This is a genomic window from Deltaproteobacteria bacterium PRO3, assembly GCA_030263375.1.
Taxonomy (GTDB): domain Bacteria; phylum UBA10199; class UBA10199; order DSSB01; family DSSB01; genus DSSB01.
Genome location: SZOV01000079.1, coordinates 1 through 20,156 on the forward strand (window position 1 = coordinate 1; position 20,156 = coordinate 20,156).

The 20,156-nt window shown below is 65.1% G+C and carries 17 protein-coding genes and 2 tRNA genes; 16 read left to right on the plus strand and 3 right to left on the minus strand.

The annotated features are described in order from the left end of the window. The first annotated feature begins 225 nt into the window (after nt 1–225). The 9 genes from FBR05_11640 (at nt 226) to greA (ending at nt 5,570) form a co-directional block, all read left to right on the plus strand. On the plus strand, nt 226–1,017 hold the full coding sequence (locus FBR05_11640; protein ID MDL1872837.1) for a hypothetical protein: 792 nt from the start codon (nt 226–228) through the stop codon (nt 1,015–1,017). Beyond that, nucleotides 1,017–2,285 carry a glutamyl-tRNA reductase gene (locus FBR05_11645; protein MDL1872838.1) on the plus strand — a complete coding sequence of 423 codons (1,269 nt, stop codon included), beginning with the start codon at nt 1,017–1,019 and terminating at the stop codon, nt 2,283–2,285. Before FBR05_11640 ends, FBR05_11645 begins: the two co-directional genes overlap by 1 nt. Nucleotides 2,286–2,375: 90 nt before the next feature. Next, nucleotides 2,376–2,735 (plus strand): 2Fe-2S iron-sulfur cluster binding domain-containing protein, encoded by a 360-nt coding sequence (locus tag FBR05_11650; GenBank protein ID MDL1872839.1) that lies wholly within the window; start codon nt 2,376–2,378, stop codon nt 2,733–2,735. A 66-nt stretch (nt 2,736–2,801) separates the two neighbouring features. Beyond that, nucleotides 2,802–2,873 (plus strand) — tRNA-Arg (locus FBR05_11655). A gap of 14 nt (nt 2,874–2,887) precedes the next feature. After that, a tRNA-Ala gene (locus FBR05_11660) sits at nt 2,888–2,960 on the plus strand. Nucleotides 2,961–3,025: 65 nt separating this feature from the next. Further along, on the plus strand, nt 3,026–3,772 hold the full coding sequence (locus tag FBR05_11665; protein ID MDL1872840.1) for a hypothetical protein: 747 nt from the start codon (nt 3,026–3,028) through the stop codon (nt 3,770–3,772). After that, nucleotides 3,667–4,455 (plus strand): HAD family phosphatase, encoded by a 789-nt coding sequence (locus tag FBR05_11670; GenBank protein ID MDL1872841.1) that lies wholly within the window; start codon nt 3,667–3,669, stop codon nt 4,453–4,455. Before FBR05_11665 ends, FBR05_11670 begins: the two co-directional genes overlap by 106 nt. Nucleotides 4,456–4,485: 30 nt before the next feature. Next, complete coding sequence (locus FBR05_11675) at nt 4,486–5,085, plus strand: helicase (protein ID MDL1872842.1); 600 nt, start codon at nt 4,486–4,488, stop codon at nt 5,083–5,085. A gap of 26 nt (nt 5,086–5,111) precedes the next feature. Continuing rightward, nucleotides 5,112–5,570, plus strand: coding sequence for a transcription elongation factor GreA (gene greA / locus FBR05_11680; GenBank protein MDL1872843.1), 459 nt, complete (start codon nt 5,112–5,114; stop codon nt 5,568–5,570). A 21-nt stretch (nt 5,571–5,591) separates the two neighbouring features. Here the strand turns inward: greA and FBR05_11685 are convergent, their stop codons facing one another. Together FBR05_11685 and FBR05_11690 are read right to left on the minus strand one after the other, a co-directional pair. Continuing rightward, nucleotides 5,592–6,029, minus strand: a complete 438-nt coding sequence (locus tag FBR05_11685; GenBank protein ID MDL1872844.1) for an acyl-CoA thioesterase — start codon at nt 6,027–6,029, stop codon at nt 5,592–5,594. Nucleotides 6,030–6,060: 31 nt separating this feature from the next. Beyond that, a complete protein-coding gene (locus tag FBR05_11690) occupies nt 6,061–7,059 on the minus strand; it encodes a bile acid:sodium symporter family protein (protein MDL1872845.1) in 999 nt (332 codons plus the stop codon). Between the two features lie 427 nt (nt 7,060–7,486). Here FBR05_11690 and FBR05_11695 point away from each other — a divergent pair, with 427 nt between their 5' ends. From FBR05_11695 to FBR05_11705, 3 genes are all read left to right on the plus strand, one after another. Further along, nucleotides 7,487–9,286 (plus strand): hypothetical protein, encoded by a 1,800-nt coding sequence (locus tag FBR05_11695; protein ID MDL1872846.1) that lies wholly within the window; start codon nt 7,487–7,489, stop codon nt 9,284–9,286. Between the two features lie 203 nt (nt 9,287–9,489). Beyond that, the gene (locus FBR05_11700) at nt 9,490–14,217 is read left to right on the plus strand and encodes an aminotransferase class I/II-fold pyridoxal phosphate-dependent enzyme (protein MDL1872847.1); all 4,728 of its coding nucleotides are present in this window, start codon (nt 9,490–9,492) and stop codon (nt 14,215–14,217) included. 95 nt (nt 14,218–14,312) lie between these two features. Next, the gene (locus FBR05_11705) at nt 14,313–15,059 is read left to right on the plus strand and encodes a hypothetical protein (GenBank protein MDL1872848.1); all 747 of its coding nucleotides are present in this window, start codon (nt 14,313–14,315) and stop codon (nt 15,057–15,059) included. Here FBR05_11705 and FBR05_11710 read toward each other — a convergent pair. Then, a complete protein-coding gene (locus FBR05_11710; GenBank protein ID MDL1872849.1) occupies nt 15,025–15,387 on the minus strand; it encodes a hypothetical protein in 363 nt (120 codons plus the stop codon). The genes FBR05_11705 and FBR05_11710 overlap by 35 nt on opposite strands. Nucleotides 15,388–15,447: 60 nt before the next feature. Here FBR05_11710 and FBR05_11715 point away from each other — a divergent pair, with 60 nt between their 5' ends. From FBR05_11715 to FBR05_11730, 4 genes are all read left to right on the plus strand, one after another. Next, nucleotides 15,448–17,055: a DUF885 domain-containing protein gene (locus FBR05_11715; GenBank protein ID MDL1872850.1), complete on the plus strand. Its 1,608-nt coding sequence runs from the start codon at nt 15,448–15,450 to the stop codon at nt 17,053–17,055. Nucleotides 17,056–17,353: 298 nt separating this feature from the next. After that, the gene (locus FBR05_11720; protein MDL1872851.1) at nt 17,354–18,013 is read left to right on the plus strand and encodes an HAD family hydrolase; all 660 of its coding nucleotides are present in this window, start codon (nt 17,354–17,356) and stop codon (nt 18,011–18,013) included. A gap of 4 nt (nt 18,014–18,017) precedes the next feature. Continuing rightward, on the plus strand, nt 18,018–18,719 hold the full coding sequence (locus FBR05_11725; protein MDL1872852.1) for a hypothetical protein: 702 nt from the start codon (nt 18,018–18,020) through the stop codon (nt 18,717–18,719). A gap of 35 nt (nt 18,720–18,754) precedes the next feature. Further along, on the plus strand, nt 18,755–20,156 hold a 1,402-nt coding region (locus FBR05_11730; protein MDL1872853.1), incomplete at its 3' end, for a DNA polymerase II.

Consider the following 20,156-nt stretch of genomic DNA (forward strand, 5'->3'; position numbering starts at 1 on the left):
GGTCGGGCCTCACGGTCGCCTTCTCCGAGGCCAAGGCCCGGCCGGCCCTGACCGTCTTCCTGCGGCGCCGGCTCCAGCGGGCCCTGCCGCGCTGGCTCAAACAGGCCCGGAAGGCGGCGCCCAAGCTGAAGCGGCGCCTGATCCGCGGCTGGGCCTCGGTCGCCCGTAATCCCGATTGATTTAAAAGGGCTTTTTGACTAAGGCTGCGGGGCCCTAGGCGCCCCTATGAACCGTACCCTCTTTATCGTCACTTTCGGACTCTATCTGACCGCAGGGATCCTTTATCTCCTGCAGTTGATCTTCACCCGCGCCTCCTTGGCGAAGTTCGCGGTGCGCTTCACCTTGATCTCCTGGCTGCTCGAGACCGTCCTCCTGGTCCTGCTCTTTATCAAGAACGGCTACCCCTTCCTGATCGACAGCTTCTCCAGCTACGCCCTCAGCGCCTGGGTGGCCGCGGCCTTCTTCCTGCTGCTCAACCTCAAGTATCGCTTCTCCCTGGTGGGGGCGATGATCCTCCCCTTGATCTCGGTCTTCTACCTGCTGGCCTGGTTCTCCTCGGAGAATTACGAGGCGGGGCGGGCGATCATGCACAGCCCCTGGGGCAGCGTGCACATCATCTTCAGCTTCCTCGCCTTCGCCATCTTCGCGGTGAGTTTCGTTTTGGGAATTCTTTTTATAATCGAGGAGTTTCAACTGAAGTATAAGGTTTCGCCTAAGCTCTTTTTGCGGTTGCCCAGCCTGGACTCCGTCGAGCAGATCCACGCCAAGGCCCTGACCGTGGGCTTCGTCCTGCTCACCGGCGGCATCGTCACCGGGGCGGCCTGGGCGAAATCCGTGACCGGCTTTTATTTTTTTGAGGACGCCCGCCAGCTTTGGTCGATCATAGCCTGGCTGATCTACGCCCTTTTTTTGCAGGCCCGGATCGCCGCCGGCTGGCGGGGGCGGCGGGGGATCTTGCTATCCCTGCTCGGATTTGTTGTGATAGTTTTTACCTTCTTGGGTGTAAGGCATAACTGATGCATCTCTTCGTCCTAGGTCTGAACCACAAGTCGGCGCCCATCGGGATCCGCGAACGCTTCGCGATCTCCGAGGCCCGGGTGGGCGAATTTTTGACCAGGGCCTCCGCCTTACCGCATGTCGAGGAGGCCTTGGCCGTTTTCACCTGCAACCGCGTCGAAGTCTACGGAGCCTCCAAACACCCCCAGCAGGCCCGGCAGCAGCTCTCGCGTTTTATCTCCGAATTTCAAGGCGTTCCCGAAAAAACCTTCGAGCAGCACACTTACTTTTTCGAGGGCGAGCAGGCGATTCGGCACGGCTTCCGGGTCAGCGCCAGCCTCGACTCGATGATCGTCGGCGAGCCGCAGATCCTGGGGCAGATGAAAGACGCCTACCGGGCGGCCGGCGAGGCGGGCACGACGGGGACCCTGCTCAACAAGTTCTTCCACCGCGCCTTCTTCGTCGCCAAGAAGCTGCGCGCCGAGACCTCCATCGGCTCGCACCCGGTCTCGGTGAGCTACGCGGCGGTGGTCCTGGCCAAGCAGATCTTCGGCGACCTGGCCGGCAAGAAGGCCTTGATCCTCGGCGCGGGCAAGATGAGCCTGCTCGCCATTCGCCACTTGAAGGGGGCCGGCATCGAGACCTTGTATCTGGCCAACCGCACGCCCGAGCGGGCGGAAGAGGTCGCCCGCAAGGTCGGCGGCGAGACCATCCCCTTCGACAAGTTCGACAAGTGGCTGGCCGACGCGGATATCGTCGTCACCTCGACCTCCGCCGAGGACTACATCGTCGTTCCGGCCAAGGTGCAGGAGGCGATCAAGCAGCGGAAGAACCGCCCGATGTTTTTCATCGACATCGCCGTCCCCCGCAACGTCTCGCCCGAGGTCAACCACATCCACAACATTTACCTCTACGACATCGACGATCTGGGACAGGTGGTCGAGGCCAACAAGAACGAGCGGGTGAAAGAGGCCGAACGGGCCGAGTACCTGCTGGAGGCCGAGGTCGAGGACTTCGCGAAAATCCTGCGCGGCCTGGCGGTGGTGCCGACCCTCTCCTCGCTCTCCAAGAAGTTCGACGCGATCTGCCGCCGCGAGCTGGACAAGACCTTCCAGCGGATGCCCCAGCTGGACGAGGCCGGCCGCGAGGCGGTGGAGGCCATGGCCTACGCCATCGTCAACAAGATCCTCCACGATCCCATGGTCGCCCTGAAAGAGCGGGGGGCCGAGGCGGACCAGCCGGATTATTCGGCCCTGGTGCGCAAGCTCTTTCGCTTAGACGAGGTCTAGGCCGCGGGCGGTTTCCCTCGCTTCTTCATTGACTAACGAGGGCCCTAACTTTATAGGAGGGCGGCTTTTTTCTCTTTTCAAGGAGATGCGATGGCGCTGGTCTATTTTGAGCGGGAGGGCAAGACCCTCAATGTGAATGCCGGGCAAAATCTGCGGAAGTTGGCCCAGGCCAACGGCATTTCCCTCTACCGAGGCATTAATAAGCTGATCAATTGCCGGGGACAGGGCCTCTGCGGCACCTGTCTGGTCGAGGTCTACGCCAAAAACCCCGTCGACCTGAATCCCCGTACCGCCATGGAAGAGCAGCAGCTCAAGGATTACACCAATCCCCACCTTCGCTTGGCCTGCCAGGTCCGGGTGCACGGCAATGTCCAGGTCAAGACCCAGCCGGTCGAATTCATGGAACCGCAGATGGGGTTAGTAGCCCCGCCCCTGGTGTCCAAGGAATAAAAGGGTGTTGTGTTTTTAAAGGTTTATATTTACTAAGTCCGCTACGGAGGAATCCCGTTTTCTTCGGCCCCCATAGCTCAGTGGATAGAGCATTGGCCTCCGAAGCCATGTGCGGAGGTTCGATTCCTCCTGGGGGCGTATAATTTTATGAAGGGGCGGTAGCTCAGCTGGGAGAGCGACGCGTTCGCAATGCGTAGGTCGGGAGTTCGATCCTCCTCCGCTCCACATTAATTCCAAACCGATCCGGTGAACCGGATCGGTTCTTCTCGTTCGCAACGCCTGGTGGTGGGATGAAGTTCGGCCGCACATTTTTCTTTCTCGGGACCTTGCTCGTGGCCGGCCTCGCGCGTTCGGCGCCACTTAACGCGGCCGAGGAGGCCGTCTTCATCGATCCCAGCGACCCTGCCGTGATCCGCAAGACGGTGATCCCCTTCGCCTCCGAGGTGCTACTGAGGGCCTCCGACTTGCCGACCCACAGCGAGGCGCATCCCAACGTCGCCTTCGGCGAGCAGCGATTTTCCTATATTTCCTTAAGCCCCGACGGTTCCTACCTGGCCTTCAGCGTCGACGGCAGCCTGAGCGATTGGAGCGGAGTCTACGACCTCGGAAAAAAAGAGCTGCACCAGGTGGCGCTCAGCTTCGACGCGCAGGCCTTGGCGCCGGTCTGGGCCGCGGACGGCCGCCGCGTGGTCTTCGAGGAAGAGGATTCGGTCGGACGCCGCTATCTCCAGGTCTACGACCTCGCCAAGCGCGAGCGCTGCGGCCTCGACTACCGCAGCGCGAAGAGCAAGTACCTCAACCTGCACAGGCCCTGGTGGAGCGAGGCTGGCGACAAGGTCTATTTCCAGGTGGAGGTCAACAACAAGTACCGTCGCTCGATGGGGCTCAAGCCCCTGGCCGCCCCCGTCCGCATCGGCGAGGCCAACGCCCAATGCCAAGAACTGGTCTTGCGCAGCGTGGAGAAATTCATGGCCGAGGTGCCGGACGGCAACATCCCCCGCGAGGCCTTGGCGACGCTACCCAAAGGCCCCCTATGATCCGCGCCGTACTCTTCGATTTCAACGGAGTGATCGTCGACGACGAGCCCGTGCACCTTCGCCTCTTCCAAAAAGTGCTGAAAGAAGAGGGAGTCGACCTTGCCAAGCAGGATTATTATGCCAAATACCTGGGCATGGACGACTTCGACTGTTTTGCCGCGGCGGCCAAGGACGCCGGAAAGCCCAAGGCCGAAGCCAAGATCCAGGAGATGATCGCGCGCAAGTCGAAGTACTACGACGAGGAGATGGCGACCAACACCCCCTTCGTCCCCGGCGTGTTGGATTTCATCCGGGCCCTGGCGCCCACGTACTACCTGGCCGTCGTTTCGGGCGCCCTGCGGCGCGAGATCGAGATGATGCTGACGCGCGGTCAGGTGCGCGACGCCTTCAGCGCCATCGTCGCGGCCGAGGACATCGAGCATGGCAAGCCCGACCCCGAGGGTTACGACAAGGGCATGCAGCTGCTCAATCGCGATTACGTCGCCAGCGCCGATCTGCTGCTGCCCGCGGAATGCCTGGTCTTCGAGGATTCCATCTGGGGCATCGAGGCCGCGACCGCTGCGGGCATGCCGGCGGTGGCGGTCACGACCTCCTTCGCGCCCTTGGCCCTGCCCGGGGCCAAGCAATACATCCAGGATTTTCAGGGGCTGGATCCCCAAGCTTTTCTCGCTAATTTCGCGTGAGGGCGGGGGCCCTTGCGCCGGAGGTGAGACATGTCTCGCGGCACAAAATTGGTATTCGACTTGGAGACCCAAAAGACCTTCGACGAGGTCGGGGGGCGCAACTACGAAGACCTCCTCATCAGCGTCCTAGGAGCCTACCGCTACGACGAGGACCGCTACGAGTGCTTCCTTGAGGGCGAGCTGCACCGTTTCGAGAACTTATTGATCGACTCGCCCCTGATCGTCGGCTTCAACATCCGTAAGTTCGACTTTCCGGTCCTGCAGCGCTACTGCAAGATCGACACCGCCAAGCTGCCGATGCTCGACCTGATGGAGGACATCGCCAATCGCATCGGGCACCGCGTCAGCTTGGACAGCGTGGCGCTCGCCACGCTCAACATCGGCAAGACCGGCCACGGCCTCGATGCCATCGATTATTTCCGGGAAGGGAAGTGGGACCTGCTGAAGAGCTACTGCCTCAACGACGTGAAGATCACCAAAGAGGTCTACGACTACGGGCTCAAGCACGGCCACGTGTATTACATGACCCGCGACGGCAGCGACCGGAAGAGCGTCCAGGTCGAATGGGACTTGGAGGCCAAGGCCACGACGCCCGCCGCCGACGCCAAACAATACAATCTCATCTGGTAGGACCCCCTATGCGCGCCCCCATCCCCATGACTCCCGACGGACTCGCGAAGCTCAAAGAGGAGCTGAAGCGGCTGAAGACCGTCGACAAGATCGAGAACATCCGCGACATCGAGGTCGCCCGCGCCCACGGCGACCTCTCGGAAAACGCCGAGTACTCCGCCGCCAAGGAACGCCAGTCCCACATCGCCGGCCGCATCGCCGAGCTGGAGGAGATCATCGCCTGCGCCCAGGTGATCGACCCGGCGGGCTTGGACCACGAGAAGGTCGTGTTCGGCGCGACGGTGCGCCTAAGCGACACGGATTCGGGGGAAGAGGTGACTTATCAGATCGTCGGCGTTCACGAGTCCGACGTGAAGGCGGGGCGCATCTCGGTCGAATCGCCGCTCGCGAAGTCGCTGATCGGCAAGACGGTCGACGACCTGGTCAAGCTCAAGACGGTGCGGGGGGAGAAGGAATTCGAGGTTTTGGAGATCCTTTACAAGTAGGAGCGAACACGAGGTTCGCCCCTACGGTTTGGGAAACTCGCGCCCCTCCACCGCCTCGAACCTCCCGCGCAGCCCCTCCGGAATCTCCAGGCTCTTCTGCATGCGGTAATCGAAATACACCATCACCGTCCGCGCCGTCGCCACCAGGCGGCCGGATTTCTCTTCCTTCACCTCGTACGCGATGACGAAGCTCGAGCGCTTGATCTCGACGGTGCGCAGGGCGACGACCAGCGTCTCATTGAGGTAGGCGGGTGAGCGGTAGTCGAGCTGGAGGGAGGCGACGATCACGCTGTCCCGGGACTCGGGGTCGCCGACCGTGAAGTCCAGCTCGGGGAATTGTTGGAAATAGGCGACGCGGCCCTCTTCGAGGTAGGTGACGTACTTGGCGTTGTTCAAGTGCCCCATCATGTCGACGTCGGCGAAGCGGACCTTGATTTTGACTTGGGTGTTCCAGTTCATTCGGGCCTCATGGCATTTCTAAAATAATGTTTCAAGCGCGGGGTCTTTGCGGTAGGGGCCGTTCGTGAACGGCCCCTACGGATTTTGTGCCCGCCATGGTTTGCGCAGGCCTATTGCGCCATACCCCCGCCAGCGCGCTCGCGATCACCGAGTGAAACAGGCTGGAGATCGCGCTGGGGATGGCCACCAGGGGGTCCGCGAAGTTCAGCCGCGCCAGCACGGCGCCCAGGCCGCTGTTCTGCATTCCCACCTCGATCGAGATGGTGCGCGCGGGGATCTCGGCGCGGAGGATCAGGCGGCTGAAAATGTATCCCAGCAGGAAGCCCGCCGCATGAAGGGAAAATACCGCCAGAATCAATTTCGGGCCCGCCGCGAGGATCTCGCAGCGCCCCGCCCCGATGATGCTGGCGACGATCAGGGTGATCGCGATCACCGCGACCGCCGGCGCGGCCGGGAGGATGCGGCGGGTGAAGCGCGGCAGGAGCCGGTTCAGCAGGACCCCCGCCGCGACCGGGATCAAGACCACCTGAAGCGTGCTGAAGAAAAGTCCCCAGGCGTTCACCTCGATGCGGCTCCCGGCCAGCCAGGCCGTCAGCAGGGGGGTGACCGCGATCGCCATCAGGGTCGTGATCGAGGTCATCGTCACCGACAGCGCGACGTCGACCCGCGCCAGATAAGAGATGACGTTCGAGGCCGTACCGCCCGGGCAGCAGGCGACCAAGATCAGCCCCACCGCCAAGGGCGCCGGCAGCCCGTAGGCGTCGCTCAGCGCCCAACCTAAAAATGGCATGATCGTGTATTGCAGCGCGACGCCGGTCAGCACCCAGGCGGGACATCTCAAGACCCTTCGGAAGTCCTCGACCTGCAGGGTCAGCCCCATCCCCAGCATGATGACGCCCAGGCCGATCGAGATGAGGTTCCCGGAAAACCAGGTGAACAGGCCCGGACGCCAAAGGGAGAGGCCCGCGGCCATGCTGACCCAGAGGGGAAAAAGGTAAACGAAGCGGTTGAGCGGGTCGCGGAAGGACATGGGCCCGATTTTTTAGCAACGCGACGTAGGGCTTGTCGATAAATCCTTTGCTGACAGGCTGTTGAAAAACCACCGGTTGTCGGGCCAAGCCGCCGTAGGCGGATTGGCGGGCCCCGAAAATCCGAAGGATTTTTGGGCGGTGTATGAAGCCGGATTTACTCCGGCGGGAATAAAGTCAGTTTTTCAACAGCCCTCTAATAGAGGGTCCCTCGGTTTTTCGCCGGGGGCAGGGGCACAAACGGTACCCGGTACCGAAAGTTCAGCACTCCAGCTTTCACAATCCACCGACCATTCGTGCCAATTCCATCACCGCTCGGGCCGCCCTGCGTCCCGGGCCTGGCGCCGCTCGGCGAAGCGCGGCGCGTCGGGCCTTCGTCCGTCGCGCGGGGCCTCTCTCGGCGTCGCCGAATCACGCGAAGGGGACACGATGACGCCGCCGAAGCCGGAAAAAGTCGACATCCAGGCCTTGGATGTTTTGTATCTGGAAAACTTGCTGAGACTCTCCCCCGAGGAGGCCGCGCCTCGCTTTGTGGGGACCGACTTGATCGTCGAGAAGGGGATCGATCCCTGGACCGGCGAGAGCGTCGGCGAGCTCAAGCGAATTTTGGACGGAAAGGGCACGACGGAGGCCCGAAGCCTCGAGGAGGAGCGGGCTTGGGTCGAGACCCTGCGGGACGCCGATCTGGATAAGAACAAAACCCTCGATCTCGCCGAGGCCCAAGCCCTGCTGAAGGCCGGCCTCGCGGAGGAGCAGGCCGCCTCGGTGGACCCGGAAAAATTCCTGGCCAGCGTCGAGGACCTGATGGCCCGCCGCTATCGCCCTCTCGCGGAGAACATGCGCGAGTTCAAGGCCGAGCTGAGCTTCCGTCCCATCCTCGACCTGCTCGAGCAGTACAACTACGGGATCTTGGTCGACGAGGTCCGCCAGGCGCATTCGGTGTTTTCGCTGAACAGCCTGACCAAGACGGCGACGAACGTCTTGGCCTTCGTCCCCTACGGCGTCCAACGCCTCTGGGGCGAGGCCCCGGTGCTGCAAGGCGACGCCTTGGCCGAGGCGGCGGCGCGTTCCAATTACGAGACGCGCGCCCAGGCCATCGCGGCCTTGAAGCAGGCGATCGCCGAGGGTGTCGCCCAGGGAGAGGCCTGGGCCTTGGAAGGGCGCCTCGACGAGGCCTTGAGGAAATTGGACGCCGCCACCGTCGCGATCCTCGAAGACGAGCTCGCCGCGACGCGCCTTAACTCGATCCTCGCCCTGGACGACCGCAAGGAGGCCTATCAAAAGCTCGAGGAGTTCGCCCAGGCCGAGCGCCCGGGTTTTCTCGGCTACGGAGGCGGCAACACCTCGGCCGGCTGGTTTTCCAGTTTTTGGAACTACAGCGGCCGGCGCAACAACCTCTACATCGCGCGTACCCTCTTCCGCTTCCTGGGAGTCAAGGCGGCCACCGGAGACGCCGCCTTCGACGAGACGCTGCATCAGGGCGCGCGCGCGAGCCTGGCCGACATGAACGGCGACCCCTTGGGCGGCTTCAACAACATGGCCGCGGTGGGCCTGACGAATATCTTCTGCCTGGGCGGAGCCTTCTGTGAGCCGACCCAGTGGCGGGCCTGGAGCGACGAGGCCGAGATGCAGATGGTCGGTCGCATGGTCGACGGCGCCTTGGTCCTGAACCTCGGTTCCAAAAGCTTGGGCAGTCTCGGCGACGCCTTCACCTTGGGACGCTTGCAGGGATGGGGTCAGGTGGCGCGCGTCTGGTGGGGCGAGGGTTCCTTCTTAGCCAGGCTCTCGCCCTTGGGCAAGGCCGGCTGGGCTCGCAAGTTGGTCCCAATCGGCATCTGGAAGGATGCGAGGCTTGCGGCCGGGGTCGAAGCGAATCAGTTCGCGCTGCTCGGCAAGCCATTCGAAAGGCCCGCGGGTCGCATCGGGAAAATATTCGATCGCATGGGCGAGTCCTTGAAGACCTTCCTCTTTAAGGACCTGCCGCCGCTGAGCGCCGCGCAGTCGGCCCAACTGAAGAAGGCCGCGGAACTGAGCGGCAAGGGTCTGGACAAGCTGACCAAGGGCGTCATCCTACTGGGCATCCTGCAGGCCGCCGACGACCGGCTGGCGCCGGCCTTCAATCCCTTCGAGTACGGATTGAAAGACCTGGATCGCGAGGCCGACTTCGAGGCCTATCCCGACCCGACGCGTCCCGAGCCCGTTCTAGTCCCGGCCACGAACCCTCAATAGTCCGCTTGCGGCTGGGGGTTGCCGCAGGCTCGACAGTGGCAAAACGCGATGCCGCCGGCGGTGGGGGTCTGTGATACCCGCCGGCGGCATTTGCTTTCGAGATCCCTTGTTTCTTTTCCTTGGGGCACGCAACTTTTCCCTCGCCGCGCCGAGTCTAAACGCGAAATACCGAAAGTTTAACCACCTGTTTTCATTAAGGTAATATGTTTCCAGGGTTTCCCGGCGAGGGCGCGGGGCGAACCCGGCGGGGTTGGAATGTTTCCGCCGAGGCGGCGCCTGGCTCGAATCTCTCCGACATCTTAAGGCCGCTCTTAGAGCGAAGCCGCGGCGCGCTGCGCGCGGAGCTGGACTCGCTCGCACGGGAGACGGATCCTCAGCTTTTCTTCGAGGGGTTGCTGGGCCTCGGCATGCGTCGAGAGGCGGCGGGAGATTTGGAAATCGCGGCCGAGCTTTATACCGCGGTCGCGGGGGCCGAACAGCTCCGGCCGCTTGGGGAACGCGCGCAACGCCGACTCGAGGCCATCCTCGGCCGCGGCGCCGCGGGCCCGCGCTTCGAGTTCCTCGCCCGGCGCTTCGCCCGCGAGGCCTCCGATCCGACGATGCTGCTCGCGATGACGGCGGGCTCGGCGGTCTTCACGCTTTCGCGCGCGTCCTTCCTGTCGCGCCTCCTGGCCTCGCCGACGCGAAATTTTCTCACTCAGGGATTCGGCGCTCGCGCCCTCGCTTCCGGCGGCGCGTTTCTACTCGAAATCCCGGCTTTCTGGGCGACGGGGAAGGGGCTCAGGGAATTCGCCGCTCCCGGTTCGCAGTCCTGGGATCTCGCGACCAATGTTCACGAATTGGCCGGCGCCGGGCTGACCTTGGGGGCCTTGAAGCTGACGGGATTTGGCGCGAGTTCGGCCTATCGTCGCATCGCGGGATCCGCGGGGGCCCTTCGCGAACGGCCCCTACAAACGCTGTTCCACCAGACGGGGATGTTCGCCGGCATCGTCCTCGGGCATCGCTTGGAAGAGGCCGCCGGCCTGCGCCGGCCTGTGGACGGCGCGACCACTTTGCTCGATTCCCTGGTCATGCTCTTGCAATTCAACGTCGGCGGACGCCTGAGCCATCAGCTGCTGGGGCCCGGTTGGGCAGGACGGGTGCGCGAGATGGACCTTCGCCTGCAAGATCTGGCGGCCCGGCCGCGGTTTCCCCGGCCGCCTCTGGAAACAGGGCTGGGATGGCGGCCCGCCCTGGCGACGGCCTCCGGTCCCCGCGTCGGCGGACGCGAATCCCTCGAGTCGCTCCTCTCCCGCCCTTCGCTGATGATGATGGAGGGCGAGGGCGGCGGGGACTCGGCCCAGGCCCGGCCCTGGCGGGGTCTCTTCTTGGAAGTCGCCGAGCGGGGTCGCGAGGTCGAGGTTCGAGCCCTTCGCGACCTGATTCACGACCTCCTGTCGTCCGGCGAGCGCGGCTACTCCCGCATCGCGGAAAAGCTTGCCTCCCGCGACCACCAGGAGTGGCGATCCGCCATCCGCATTCTCGGCGAGCTGCTCGAGCGCGACCCTCAGCTTGTCGGGCGTTTGCGCGCCTCCGAAACGTTTCGCGCCTATTCCGAGGATTGGAGCGGTCGCCCTCATTTCGCTTCGCCTTCCGAAATCCAAGTGGGCATCGAGCGCGGCACGCCCCGGGCCCACAGCGTGCAACAGCATTTTGTGCCCGAGTTGCGGCGCGCCCTCTACGAAAACGCCAACCTTCGAGGCTGGGAGTCTTTCCTGCGCAGTCCTCGGGGCCGAAAAGAGTTGACGCGCTCGCAAAGCGTCGCCGATCCGGCGGGAGGCGTCGTCGTCCTGGCGGACGGTCCGCGCCTCGGCATGCGCCTCCGGTTCGACGCCGGCGAACACCTGCGGACGCCGGTGGAAATCCGCCGGCCCTACACCGAAGCGGAATGGCGCGACGCCGCTTCGCCCAAGGCCGCGGCCGCCGAACCTCCTCGAGTCTCCGCCGCGCTCGCCCCCCTAGCCGGCGAGACCCCAACGCTCTGGGCGATGCGCCTGCTCGAGACCAGCCGCGAGGGCGAGGCGCAGGCGCTGATGGTCGCGCAGGTCTTGGAGGCCCGGCTCCGCGATTCTGGCGAGGCGCCCTTTGCCAGGGAGGCCGTCGAGCGCTTGGTCTCCCTGACCGATCGGATGCCGGAGGGGCAGGGGATCCTCGCCCGCCGCTACAACATCCCCGGCGTTCGCGACCCGCTGACCATCGTCAGTCTGCCGACCACCTTCCTGCCCGAGCAGTGGTCGCGCGTTTTCGCCGAAGGCATCGTCCAAGAATTCCGCCGGAATCCCCTCGCGGTGAAGCGCGCCGTCGAGATCGGCTCGGGGACGGGCTGGGTTTCGATCCTCGCGGCCAAACTGGGCTTGGCCAGCGAGGTGGTCGGCGTCGACCGCAATCCTCATGCCCCGGTGGTCGGGCGCCTCAACGCAGCCCTCAACGGCGTCCAGGGCGTGAGCTTCCGGACCGGCGACCTCCTGGCACCGCTGCCGGAAGGGATGAAGGCGGACCTCATCCTCGCTTGCCTGCCGCAGGTGCCGCGCAACGGCGGCGTCGAGAGCCTGCGCGCCGTCGCCGATTACTACCCCAGCGAGGGCACCTACTGGGATCGCTACGGTTTGGGCCTGATCGACCGCGCCCTGGGCCAGGCGCGGGAGCGACTCACCGAAGATGGCCGTATCTTGTTCAACTTGGGCGGCAGGCCCGGACGGCCGATCTTGGAAGACCTGCTGGCGCGGCGCGGTTTTCACCCCGGCGTCCGATACGGGCAATTGATCCAACAGGACCCGACCACCGATTTCTCCGAGCTGGCCCGCCTCGAGGCCGGCAACCGGCAGCGCTTCGAATTTTTCCTCAAGGAAGATCCCAACACCCCGATCTCCGCCGCCGAGGCGGTGGGGCGCCCCGAGGTCTACCACATGCTGTACCTGACCGAGGGCCGCCCCTACGCGAACCTGCTGCGTTCGGCCCTGGCCGCCGAGACCGCGCAGCCGGCGCGCCTCGGCTACACGCCGGACCCCGGCAGCGAGCACGAGGGCCTGCGCAAGGCCTTGGCCGCCGAACTGGCGCCCGAATGGGGCGTCCGTCTGCCGCCCGACCTGCTTTTCCTGGGGCCTTCCTCCGACGTATTGCTCGAGGGCCTGCTGAGGGTCGGTCTGCCGGAAGGCGGGCGCGTGCTCTACGGCGGAGCCGCCGACGCGGAGCCGCCGGCCGGCCTGCGGCGTTTGAACGTTATCCCGATGCGCCCGGATCCGCTTGCCTTGCAGAATGCCGTGGAGACGCAGCGGCCCGACGGGCTCGTGTTGCGCCTGCCGCGCGAGGCCTGGGCCGCGGGCGAGGAATTTTTCCCGCTTTTCGCCGCCGCGGTGGAGCGCCGCAGTCACGTCGTGGTCCTAGAGGATCACCCGCTGCCGGCGCCGGGACGAGCCCATCCCGCGGCACAATATTTGAGCGAACACCCCGAGGCCTTGCCCTACATCCACCTCGTTCAGTCGCTGGATCGGCGCTACCAAAGCCCGGCCTTTCCCTTGGCGGTCGCGATGACCGCCAACTCCGCGATTCATGGCTCGCTCGCCCGTTACGGTGACGTTACCTATTCGCGGGCCTCGAGTCTGGTGCAGGGCGCCTACTTGCGATTTTTAAGGGAACTGCCCCGAGGTATCCTTCCGGGAAGCGCCTTGCACGGCTCCATCGAGCCCGTTTTGGCGCCTTCTTTACCCGACTCTCCCGTGTCGCGCGCCTTAAGCTCGCGGGCGGCCTTTGAGAGCGCGCCGAAGGCCGAGCATCCCGATCCCATCGATATGAGTTTCGGGGAGTCGGAGTGGCGGGCGCCGCTGCGCCTCGATACCGCGCTGCTGGAGGCCTTGGGCCGGCCCCGCGAGGCCCTGGAAGCCGAGGCGCGGGCGGCGGTGGCGCGATACCTGCGCGAGAGCCGCGGCGTCGACTTCGCACCGGACCAGATCGTCCTCGCCGCGGGGGTCCATCCCGCGCTGGAGGCCGCGATCCGGGCCATCGGCGCGGTGGAGGGCAAGGGCGTGCAGGTGGCGGTTCCGCAGCCGAGCTACGGCTTGTTCTATCCCACCATCGAGATCGCGGGCGGGCGCGCCGCCGAGTTCGCGACCCGCGCGGAGGATCGCTTCTTGGCCAGGCCCGGCATGATTCCGCTGCCCGCCAACGACAAGGGGTCGCGCTGGGCGCCCGCCTTGCTCCTCAACGAGCCGACGAATCCCGCGGGTCAATACTACAGCGCCGAGCAGTGGCGGGAGATCGCCGGCGCGATCCGGGCCGGACGCGGCTACCTGATGTTTGACGACGTCTTCGGCATGTTGGATTTCGGCCGGGTCCGCGGGCGACGGACGCCTTCCCTGCAAATCTTGACCCCCGAGCTGGGGCCGAGGCTGATCGCCTTCGGCGGGGTCTCGAAGGAGTTCGCCGCCGGCGGTCTGCGCTTCGGCTACGCGGCGACGCCCAATCCGGCCCTGGCCGAGGCGATGCGCGCCGAGCTGCTGGCTGTCCCCGATCCCCTGGCCCTGGCCGCCGCTCCGGAATATCTGGGTCGCTGGCAGGAGCTGATCCAATCGCACCGCTTTTATTTAAGCTCCAAGGCCATGGCCCTGGAATCCGTGTTCAGCGAGCGCCACCTGCCGGTGACGCCGGTCCAGGGCGGTTACGCCCTGTTCGCCGACTTAAGCTACCTGCACGGCCGCAGCCTGCGCCTGCGCGGCGGCGGCACTGCCACGATCACGCCGCAAAACCTGCACGAGCTGCTCTACAGCGAGGCGGGCCTCAAGGTGCACGCCGAGGACTGGGCGCGGGTGCGCGGGCATTACCGCTTCGTCTTCTCCATCGAGCGCCTCGACGAGGCCGTCCAGCGCCTCAAGCTCTTCTTTCGAGCGGCGCGTTAACGGTTGACAAGTCTTCTTCCCGGTGACATGAGGGAGGCCTCTTCCAGGTCAAAATCCAGTCCATACCTATGTCCGATGCGGAGGCCTATCCGGCTATGAACGTCTATTCGATTCGCCTTATCCCCAGCCTTAAACTCAAACTTTGCCAGTTTTTGGGCATCGCCAGCACGATGGCGGTCGACGAGCTGGCGCAGCGCCTGGATCGCTTGGAGCTCAAGCTTGACCGGCTCGACGTCCAGATGCGCCGCTCTTCGCGGCGCCAGCTGGTCCTGCCGGTCGCGGCCAAGGCCGAGACGAACCCCCCCGTAAAAAAAAAGCCCTCCCGTCCGGCACGGGTGGCGGCCTCGAGGCCGCCTAAGGCCAAGCCCCGCCTGGCGGAGGTCACTCCCCTCGCTCGCCCTGAGCCGGCCGTCGGAGACCTCGTCGCCGCTGCGGAGGCGACCAGCCCTCCATTAATCCCGGTCGTCGCGGAGACCCCGGCTCCGGCGGCGGCGCCCTTGGAAGAGGCCGTCATCCTGATCGCCGCCGAGGAGGGCACGCGCCGAGCGGTGCAGGACTATTTCGGCCCGCGGGTGACGGTCATCGAGGTCGAGGGCGTGCAGCACCTCGCCCGCCAAGAGGCCGCGCGCGAGACGCTCGAGCCGCTCAGTCGCGCCCAAGGCGGGACCCGTTGGATCGGATTGTCGAGTTATTTGACCCTGGCCTTCGCCGAATCCATGCCGCAGCGCGAGGACTTCGCGACGTTCTTGACGCGGCCGCTGAACGCCGCCGCCTTGGCGGGGGTCTTCGGCGTGGCGCCGGAGGCGGCTATCTCCGCATCGGGTCGCACTGACCCGGCTTGAGCGGGATCTGAGGCCGTTTCTTCTCTTCTTCCCGGATCTGCTTGACCTTCAGCGAGTCGGTGTCCGTGGGCTGTCCCACCCGCATGGCCAGCTCGTTGGTCATGCGCGCGGTGATCATGTCGCGGATGCTGCCTTGGCCGCGCAGGTCGGCGTCGAGGAATTTTTCGATCTTGGCGTTGGAGGCCGAGGTCGCCATCAGGGCGTCCAGCAGGTCGCGGAAGGAAAAGCCCGTTCCCAGCTCTTGCAACTTGGCGAGCATCGCCTTGCAGTCGCCGCAGACGGCCTGAAACCAACCGGCCTTTTCTTGACAATAAAGACATTTGGCCACGAAATACGCTCCTGCCGTAACCTTTCTCGAATTTTCGGGTAATGAAAAGGGAAAAAATCCATGTCGGATAACGTCGCGGGCCTGGTGCGGGCCTACCTCAAGGAATTGATGGACTTCCAGCCGGTCTGGGCGGGGGCCCTGGGCGAGGAGCGCTACGCCTCGCGCAGCGCGGACCTCTCTGAGGCGCGGATCGAGCGCCACCTCGCGGCCCTGCGCGGGATCGAGGCCGAAGGGCGGGGGGTCCGCCCCGGCGCCGCCTGGACCGACGATCGCCTCGAGTTCGAGCTGCTGAGGAGCGATCTCGCCCTGCGCCTCAAGGAGTGGGGCGAGTGGCGCAAGTACCGCCAAGATCCTTCCCTCTACGTGGGCGAGCTGATCTACGGGCTTTGGTACGTCTTCCTGCGCATCCCTTCCAAGGGCGGCAAGGTCGAGGCCGCCTTGGCCCGTTTGCGGGGCGCGCGCTCGGTCGTCGCCGCCGCCATGGGGAACTTGGGACGGCCTCCGAAATTATGGACACGGATCGCCCTCGAGGAGTGCGAGGGCTACCTGGGCTTTTTGCGCGAGGTTCGCGGGGAATTATTGCGCCTGGCGCCCAAGCGGCGCCGGGAGATCCTCGCCGCCTGCGCCGAGGCGGAGGCCGCGGGCGGAGACCTGCTTAAGTTCCTGCGCGGGCCGCTCGCCAAGCGGTCCGACGGGGACTACGCGGTGGGGCGGGCCGACTTCGAGTATCTGCTCAAGACCTACCACCGCTACGACCTCAGCGCGGCGGAGCTGAAAACTCTCGGCGAGCGGCAGTTCGCCGCGACGCTCGAGCAGCTCGAGGCCCAGGCCCGCGCGATCGACCCGAAGAAGCCCTGGCATCGCCTGGCGGAAGAGGCGAAGCGCCGCCACCCCAAGGCGGGCGACCTGCTCTCCGTCTATCGCCGGGAGACGCGGCGGCTGCGGCGCTTCGTCGCGGAGCGCGGCCTGGTCACCCTGCCGCGCGGAGAGAGCCTGAAGGTGATCGAGACGCCCGCCTTCACGCGCAGTACGATCCCCTTCGCGGCTTACGTGGATCCGCCGATGTTCCGCGGTGCGAACCGCGGCACCTTCTTCGTCACGCCGGTCACGGTCCGGGACCCGCGGAAGGCCGAGGCCCTGCTCGGCGAGCACAATTTCGGCGCGCTCCGCGTCACCGCCCTGCACGAGGGTTATCCGGGGCATCACTTACAGTTCGCCGTCCAGCGCCACGCGCCGGGCTGGATGATGCGCACCTACAACTGCAGCAGTTTCTACGAGGGCTGGGCCCTGTACTGCGAGGAGATGATGTACGAGGCGGGCTGCTACGACGCCTGGGGAAGGCTGATCCAGCTGAAGGACAAGCTGTGGCGGGCCTGCCGGGTGATCGTCGACGTCAACCTGCACACGCGGGCGATGAGCGACGCGGAGGCGGTGCGCTTCATGGCGCGCGAGCTGAAGATGAGCCCCGTCTCCGCCCGCGCCGACGTCAACTGGTACACGATGCGCCCGACGGTGCCGCAGAGCTACCTGACGGGGATGCTGCGGCTTAAGACCCTGCGCGAGAAGCTGAAGAAGCGGTGGGGTGCGAAATTTTCGCTGCGGAAATTTCACGATGCCGTCCTCCGCTGCGGCGCGATCCCGGTTCCTCTATTAGAGAAGTCCCTGTAGGGGCGTATCGTACAGCCTCTCCCTAACTGCAAGAGCCCACGGCGCGAGGGGGATATGCCTTGCGCGACCCTCAGAAAGATCGAACACCTTAAGGCCTATATAATTTCGATCTTTCTGCGGAGGGCGGGCCCCGGCCTGAGGGGCCCGACCGTGTCGCGCAGGGCATATCCCCCTCGCCCCGGGGGCGGACGGGGCAAAAGGAAAAAGTCACTTAGCTCTACAAAATAAGCGGGACTTAGCCACAAGGTTCGCCCCCGCGGTTGCTTTCCACCGACGCCTCGCGTATAGCCCGGGTCCTATGTCTCCCGTTCTCATCTTCGACCTCGACGGCACCCTGATCGACTCCAAAAAGGATATCGCCGACAGCCTCAACTACGCGCTGGAGCGGGAGGGCTTCGCGACGCTTCCCGACAAGAAGATCGAGGAGCTGGTGGGTCACGGCGCCAAGACCCTGGTGCGCGACGCCTTGGGCAATCCCAGCGACGAGGCCTTGGGCCGCGTCTTTCTCACCTTTTGGAATCGCTACCACGACCACCTCCTCGACCAAACGCGGCTCTATCCGGGCGTCCTGGAATTTCTCGAAGAGTACCGGCACCTGCCCAAGGCGGTAGTGACAAATAAGCCCGAGCTGTTTTCCCAAAAGATCCTAGAAGGCCTGGGCGTGCGCTCCCACTTCCGCTGGCTGATCGGCGGCGACACCCTGCCCATCCAAAAGCCCGACCCCGAAGTTTTCCGTCCGATCTTCCGCGACTTAGGCGCCCCCGCCCCAGGGGTCATGGTGGGGGACTCCCACGTCGACATCGAGTGCGGCCGCGCGGCCGGCCTGGCCACCTGCGCGGTCAGCTACGGCTTTAGGCCGCGCGAGGAGCTGCTGGCCTACGAGCCCGATTATTTGATCGATTCCTTCGCCGATTTCTCGCGGTTGCCTTTTTTGCGCGAGGCATCTATTTTCGGCTAGACCTATGAAGCGCCATGCCCTCGCCGCCAAGCTGATCGGTTTTCTGGCCCTCGTGGTCCTCTCGGCCCCGGGCGTCAACGCCGCCGGGAAGAAGCCCAGCGGCGGCCTTCCGCATTGGGTGACCGAGATCCCAATCCCGCAAAATGAGACCCTCTACCTCGTCCTGAAAGGGAGCTTCTCCAGTCGCAAGCAGGCGGAGGAGCTGCAGCGTTTCATCCAGCAGCTGATGGTCAAGGTCCCCGGCGACGGCGTCGACCAAAGCGACCATTACGCGGGCCTGCCTCCCGGTAAGTACGTCGTCGGCATGCTCTTCGACACCAAGGAGAGGGCGCTCTGGTGGATGGACTTCTCCTACCGCAACCGCAAGGTGGGGAAGGGGACGGTCAAGGAAGTGAAGCTGACCAAGGACAGCGCCCTGCCTTACATGCCCTCCGCCTCGCGGCCCCGGCCCAAGCCGCTGGTAAGCGAGGCCGAGGCCCTCGCCCAGGTCAAGGCCCTGCCCGACGTGCAAAGGCTCGCGGCGCGCAAGAAGCTGCACTATAAGTTCACCGACTATCCCCGCAACGGCGACCTGCGCTACGAGATCGAGATCCTCGAAGACCGTGGCCGCCGGGATCCGGTCATGGTAGATTTCATCATGGTCAGCGCCATCAATGGGCAGGTGGTCGAGCGGTTTTCGGAGGCCCTCGGCCAAAAGATACGCTAGGCGCCGCGTTACCTCGCGGCGCAGGGAGGTACGCCATGTCCGCTCTCCCCGATGAACGAGAAAGCCAAGGAAAGAAAGAGGCGATGGAAGTCGCCGAGGCGGCCCGCGAGACGGCCTGGGAGAACCCCAGTTTCGTCGGCGAGCTCTTCATGGGCCGCTTCCATCCCGATTGGGTGCTGCCCTTCCCCGAGCAGGACCCCGCGGACCGCGAGACCGGCGACCGCTACATCGCCGAGCTCACGGCCTTCCTCAAGGCCAAGGTCGATCCCGACGAGATCGACCGCAGCGGCGCGATGCCCGCCGAGGTCGTCGACGGCCTGGTGAAACTGGGCGCCTTCGCGATGAAGATCCCGCAGGCCTACGGCGGACTCGGGCTCTCCCAGATCAACTACAACCGCGCGATTATGGCCGTGGCGAGCTATTGCAGCAACACCGCGGTCTGGCTCTCCGCCCACCAGAGCATCGGGGTCCCGCAGCCCCTGAAGCTCTTCGGGACGGAGGCGCAGAAGCGTAAATTCCTGCCCCGCTTCCGCGAGGGGGCGATCAGCGCCTTCGCCCTCACCGAGCCCTCCGTCGGCTCCGACCCCGCCCAGATGAAGACCACGGCGACGCCGGTGGACGGCGGCGATTTCTATTTGATCAACGGGGAAAAGCTCTGGTGTACCAACGGCCCGGTCGCCGACATCCTGGTGGTGATGGCCAAGACCGGCCCCAAGGACATCACCGCCTTCATCGTCGAGACGGATACCCCTGGCTTCGAGGTCGTGCACCGCTGCGACTTCATGGGCCTGAAGGGCATCCAGAACGGCCTGCTCCGCTTCCGCGACGTGAAGGTCCCGAAAGAAAACATCCTGCTCGGCCTGGGCCGGGGCCTGAAACTGGCCCTGGTCACGCTCAACACCGGGCGGCTCACGCTCCCGGCCGCCAGCACCGGCGGGGCGAAGCAGTGCCTCAACATCGCCCGCGACTGGGCCAACGAGCGGGTGCAGTGGGGCGCGCCGATCGGCAGGCACGAGGCGGTCGCGGCCAAGCTGGCCTGGATGAGCGCCAGCGCCTTCGCGATGGAGGCCATGACCTGGTACGCCTCGGCCCTGGTCGACCTGGGCGGGCGCGACATCCGCCTCGAGGCGGCGATGGCCAAGCTCTTTTGCTCGGAGCGGGGTTGGCGGATCATCGACGAGACCCTGCAGATCCGCGGCGGTCGCGGCTTCGAGACGGCCGACTCGCTGCGGGCCCGGGGCGAGAAGCCCTTCCCGGTCGAACGCATCATGCGTGACGCGCGCATCAACACGATCATCGAAGGCTCCTCCGAGATCATGCGCCTCTTCATCGCCCGCGAGGCCCTGGACCCGCACATGCACCTGGGGCAAGAAGTCTTCGCTCCCAAGGCGGGCGCGGTGAAGAAGTTTCGCGGGCTGCTCAAGATGGCCGGCTTCT

Coding starts and splice junctions, on each gene's coding strand:
- FBR05_11700 (MDL1872847.1), top strand. CDS start 9,490: ATGTTTCCAGGGTTTCCCGGCGAGGGCGCGGGGCGAACCCGGCGGGGT.
- FBR05_11640 (MDL1872837.1), top strand. CDS start 226: ATGAACCGTACCCTCTTTATCGTCACTTTCGGACTCTATCTGACCGCA.
- FBR05_11690 (MDL1872845.1), bottom strand. CDS start 7,059: ATGTCCTTCCGCGACCCGCTCAACCGCTTCGTTTACCTTTTTCCCCTC.
- FBR05_11675 (MDL1872842.1), top strand. CDS start 4,486: ATGTCTCGCGGCACAAAATTGGTATTCGACTTGGAGACCCAAAAGACC.
- FBR05_11670 (MDL1872841.1), top strand. CDS start 3,667: ATGCCAAGAACTGGTCTTGCGCAGCGTGGAGAAATTCATGGCCGAGGT.
- greA (MDL1872843.1), top strand. CDS start 5,112: ATGACTCCCGACGGACTCGCGAAGCTCAAAGAGGAGCTGAAGCGGCTG.
- FBR05_11695 (MDL1872846.1), top strand. CDS start 7,487: ATGACGCCGCCGAAGCCGGAAAAAGTCGACATCCAGGCCTTGGATGTT.
- FBR05_11685 (MDL1872844.1), bottom strand. CDS start 6,029: ATGAACTGGAACACCCAAGTCAAAATCAAGGTCCGCTTCGCCGACGTC.
- FBR05_11665 (MDL1872840.1), top strand. CDS start 3,026: ATGAAGTTCGGCCGCACATTTTTCTTTCTCGGGACCTTGCTCGTGGCC.
- FBR05_11645 (MDL1872838.1), top strand. CDS start 1,017: ATGCATCTCTTCGTCCTAGGTCTGAACCACAAGTCGGCGCCCATCGGG.
- FBR05_11725 (MDL1872852.1), top strand. CDS start 18,018: ATGAAGCGCCATGCCCTCGCCGCCAAGCTGATCGGTTTTCTGGCCCTC.
- FBR05_11720 (MDL1872851.1), top strand. CDS start 17,354: ATGTCTCCCGTTCTCATCTTCGACCTCGACGGCACCCTGATCGACTCC.
- FBR05_11705 (MDL1872848.1), top strand. CDS start 14,313: ATGAACGTCTATTCGATTCGCCTTATCCCCAGCCTTAAACTCAAACTT.
- FBR05_11715 (MDL1872850.1), top strand. CDS start 15,448: ATGTCGGATAACGTCGCGGGCCTGGTGCGGGCCTACCTCAAGGAATTG.
- FBR05_11650 (MDL1872839.1), top strand. CDS start 2,376: ATGGCGCTGGTCTATTTTGAGCGGGAGGGCAAGACCCTCAATGTGAAT.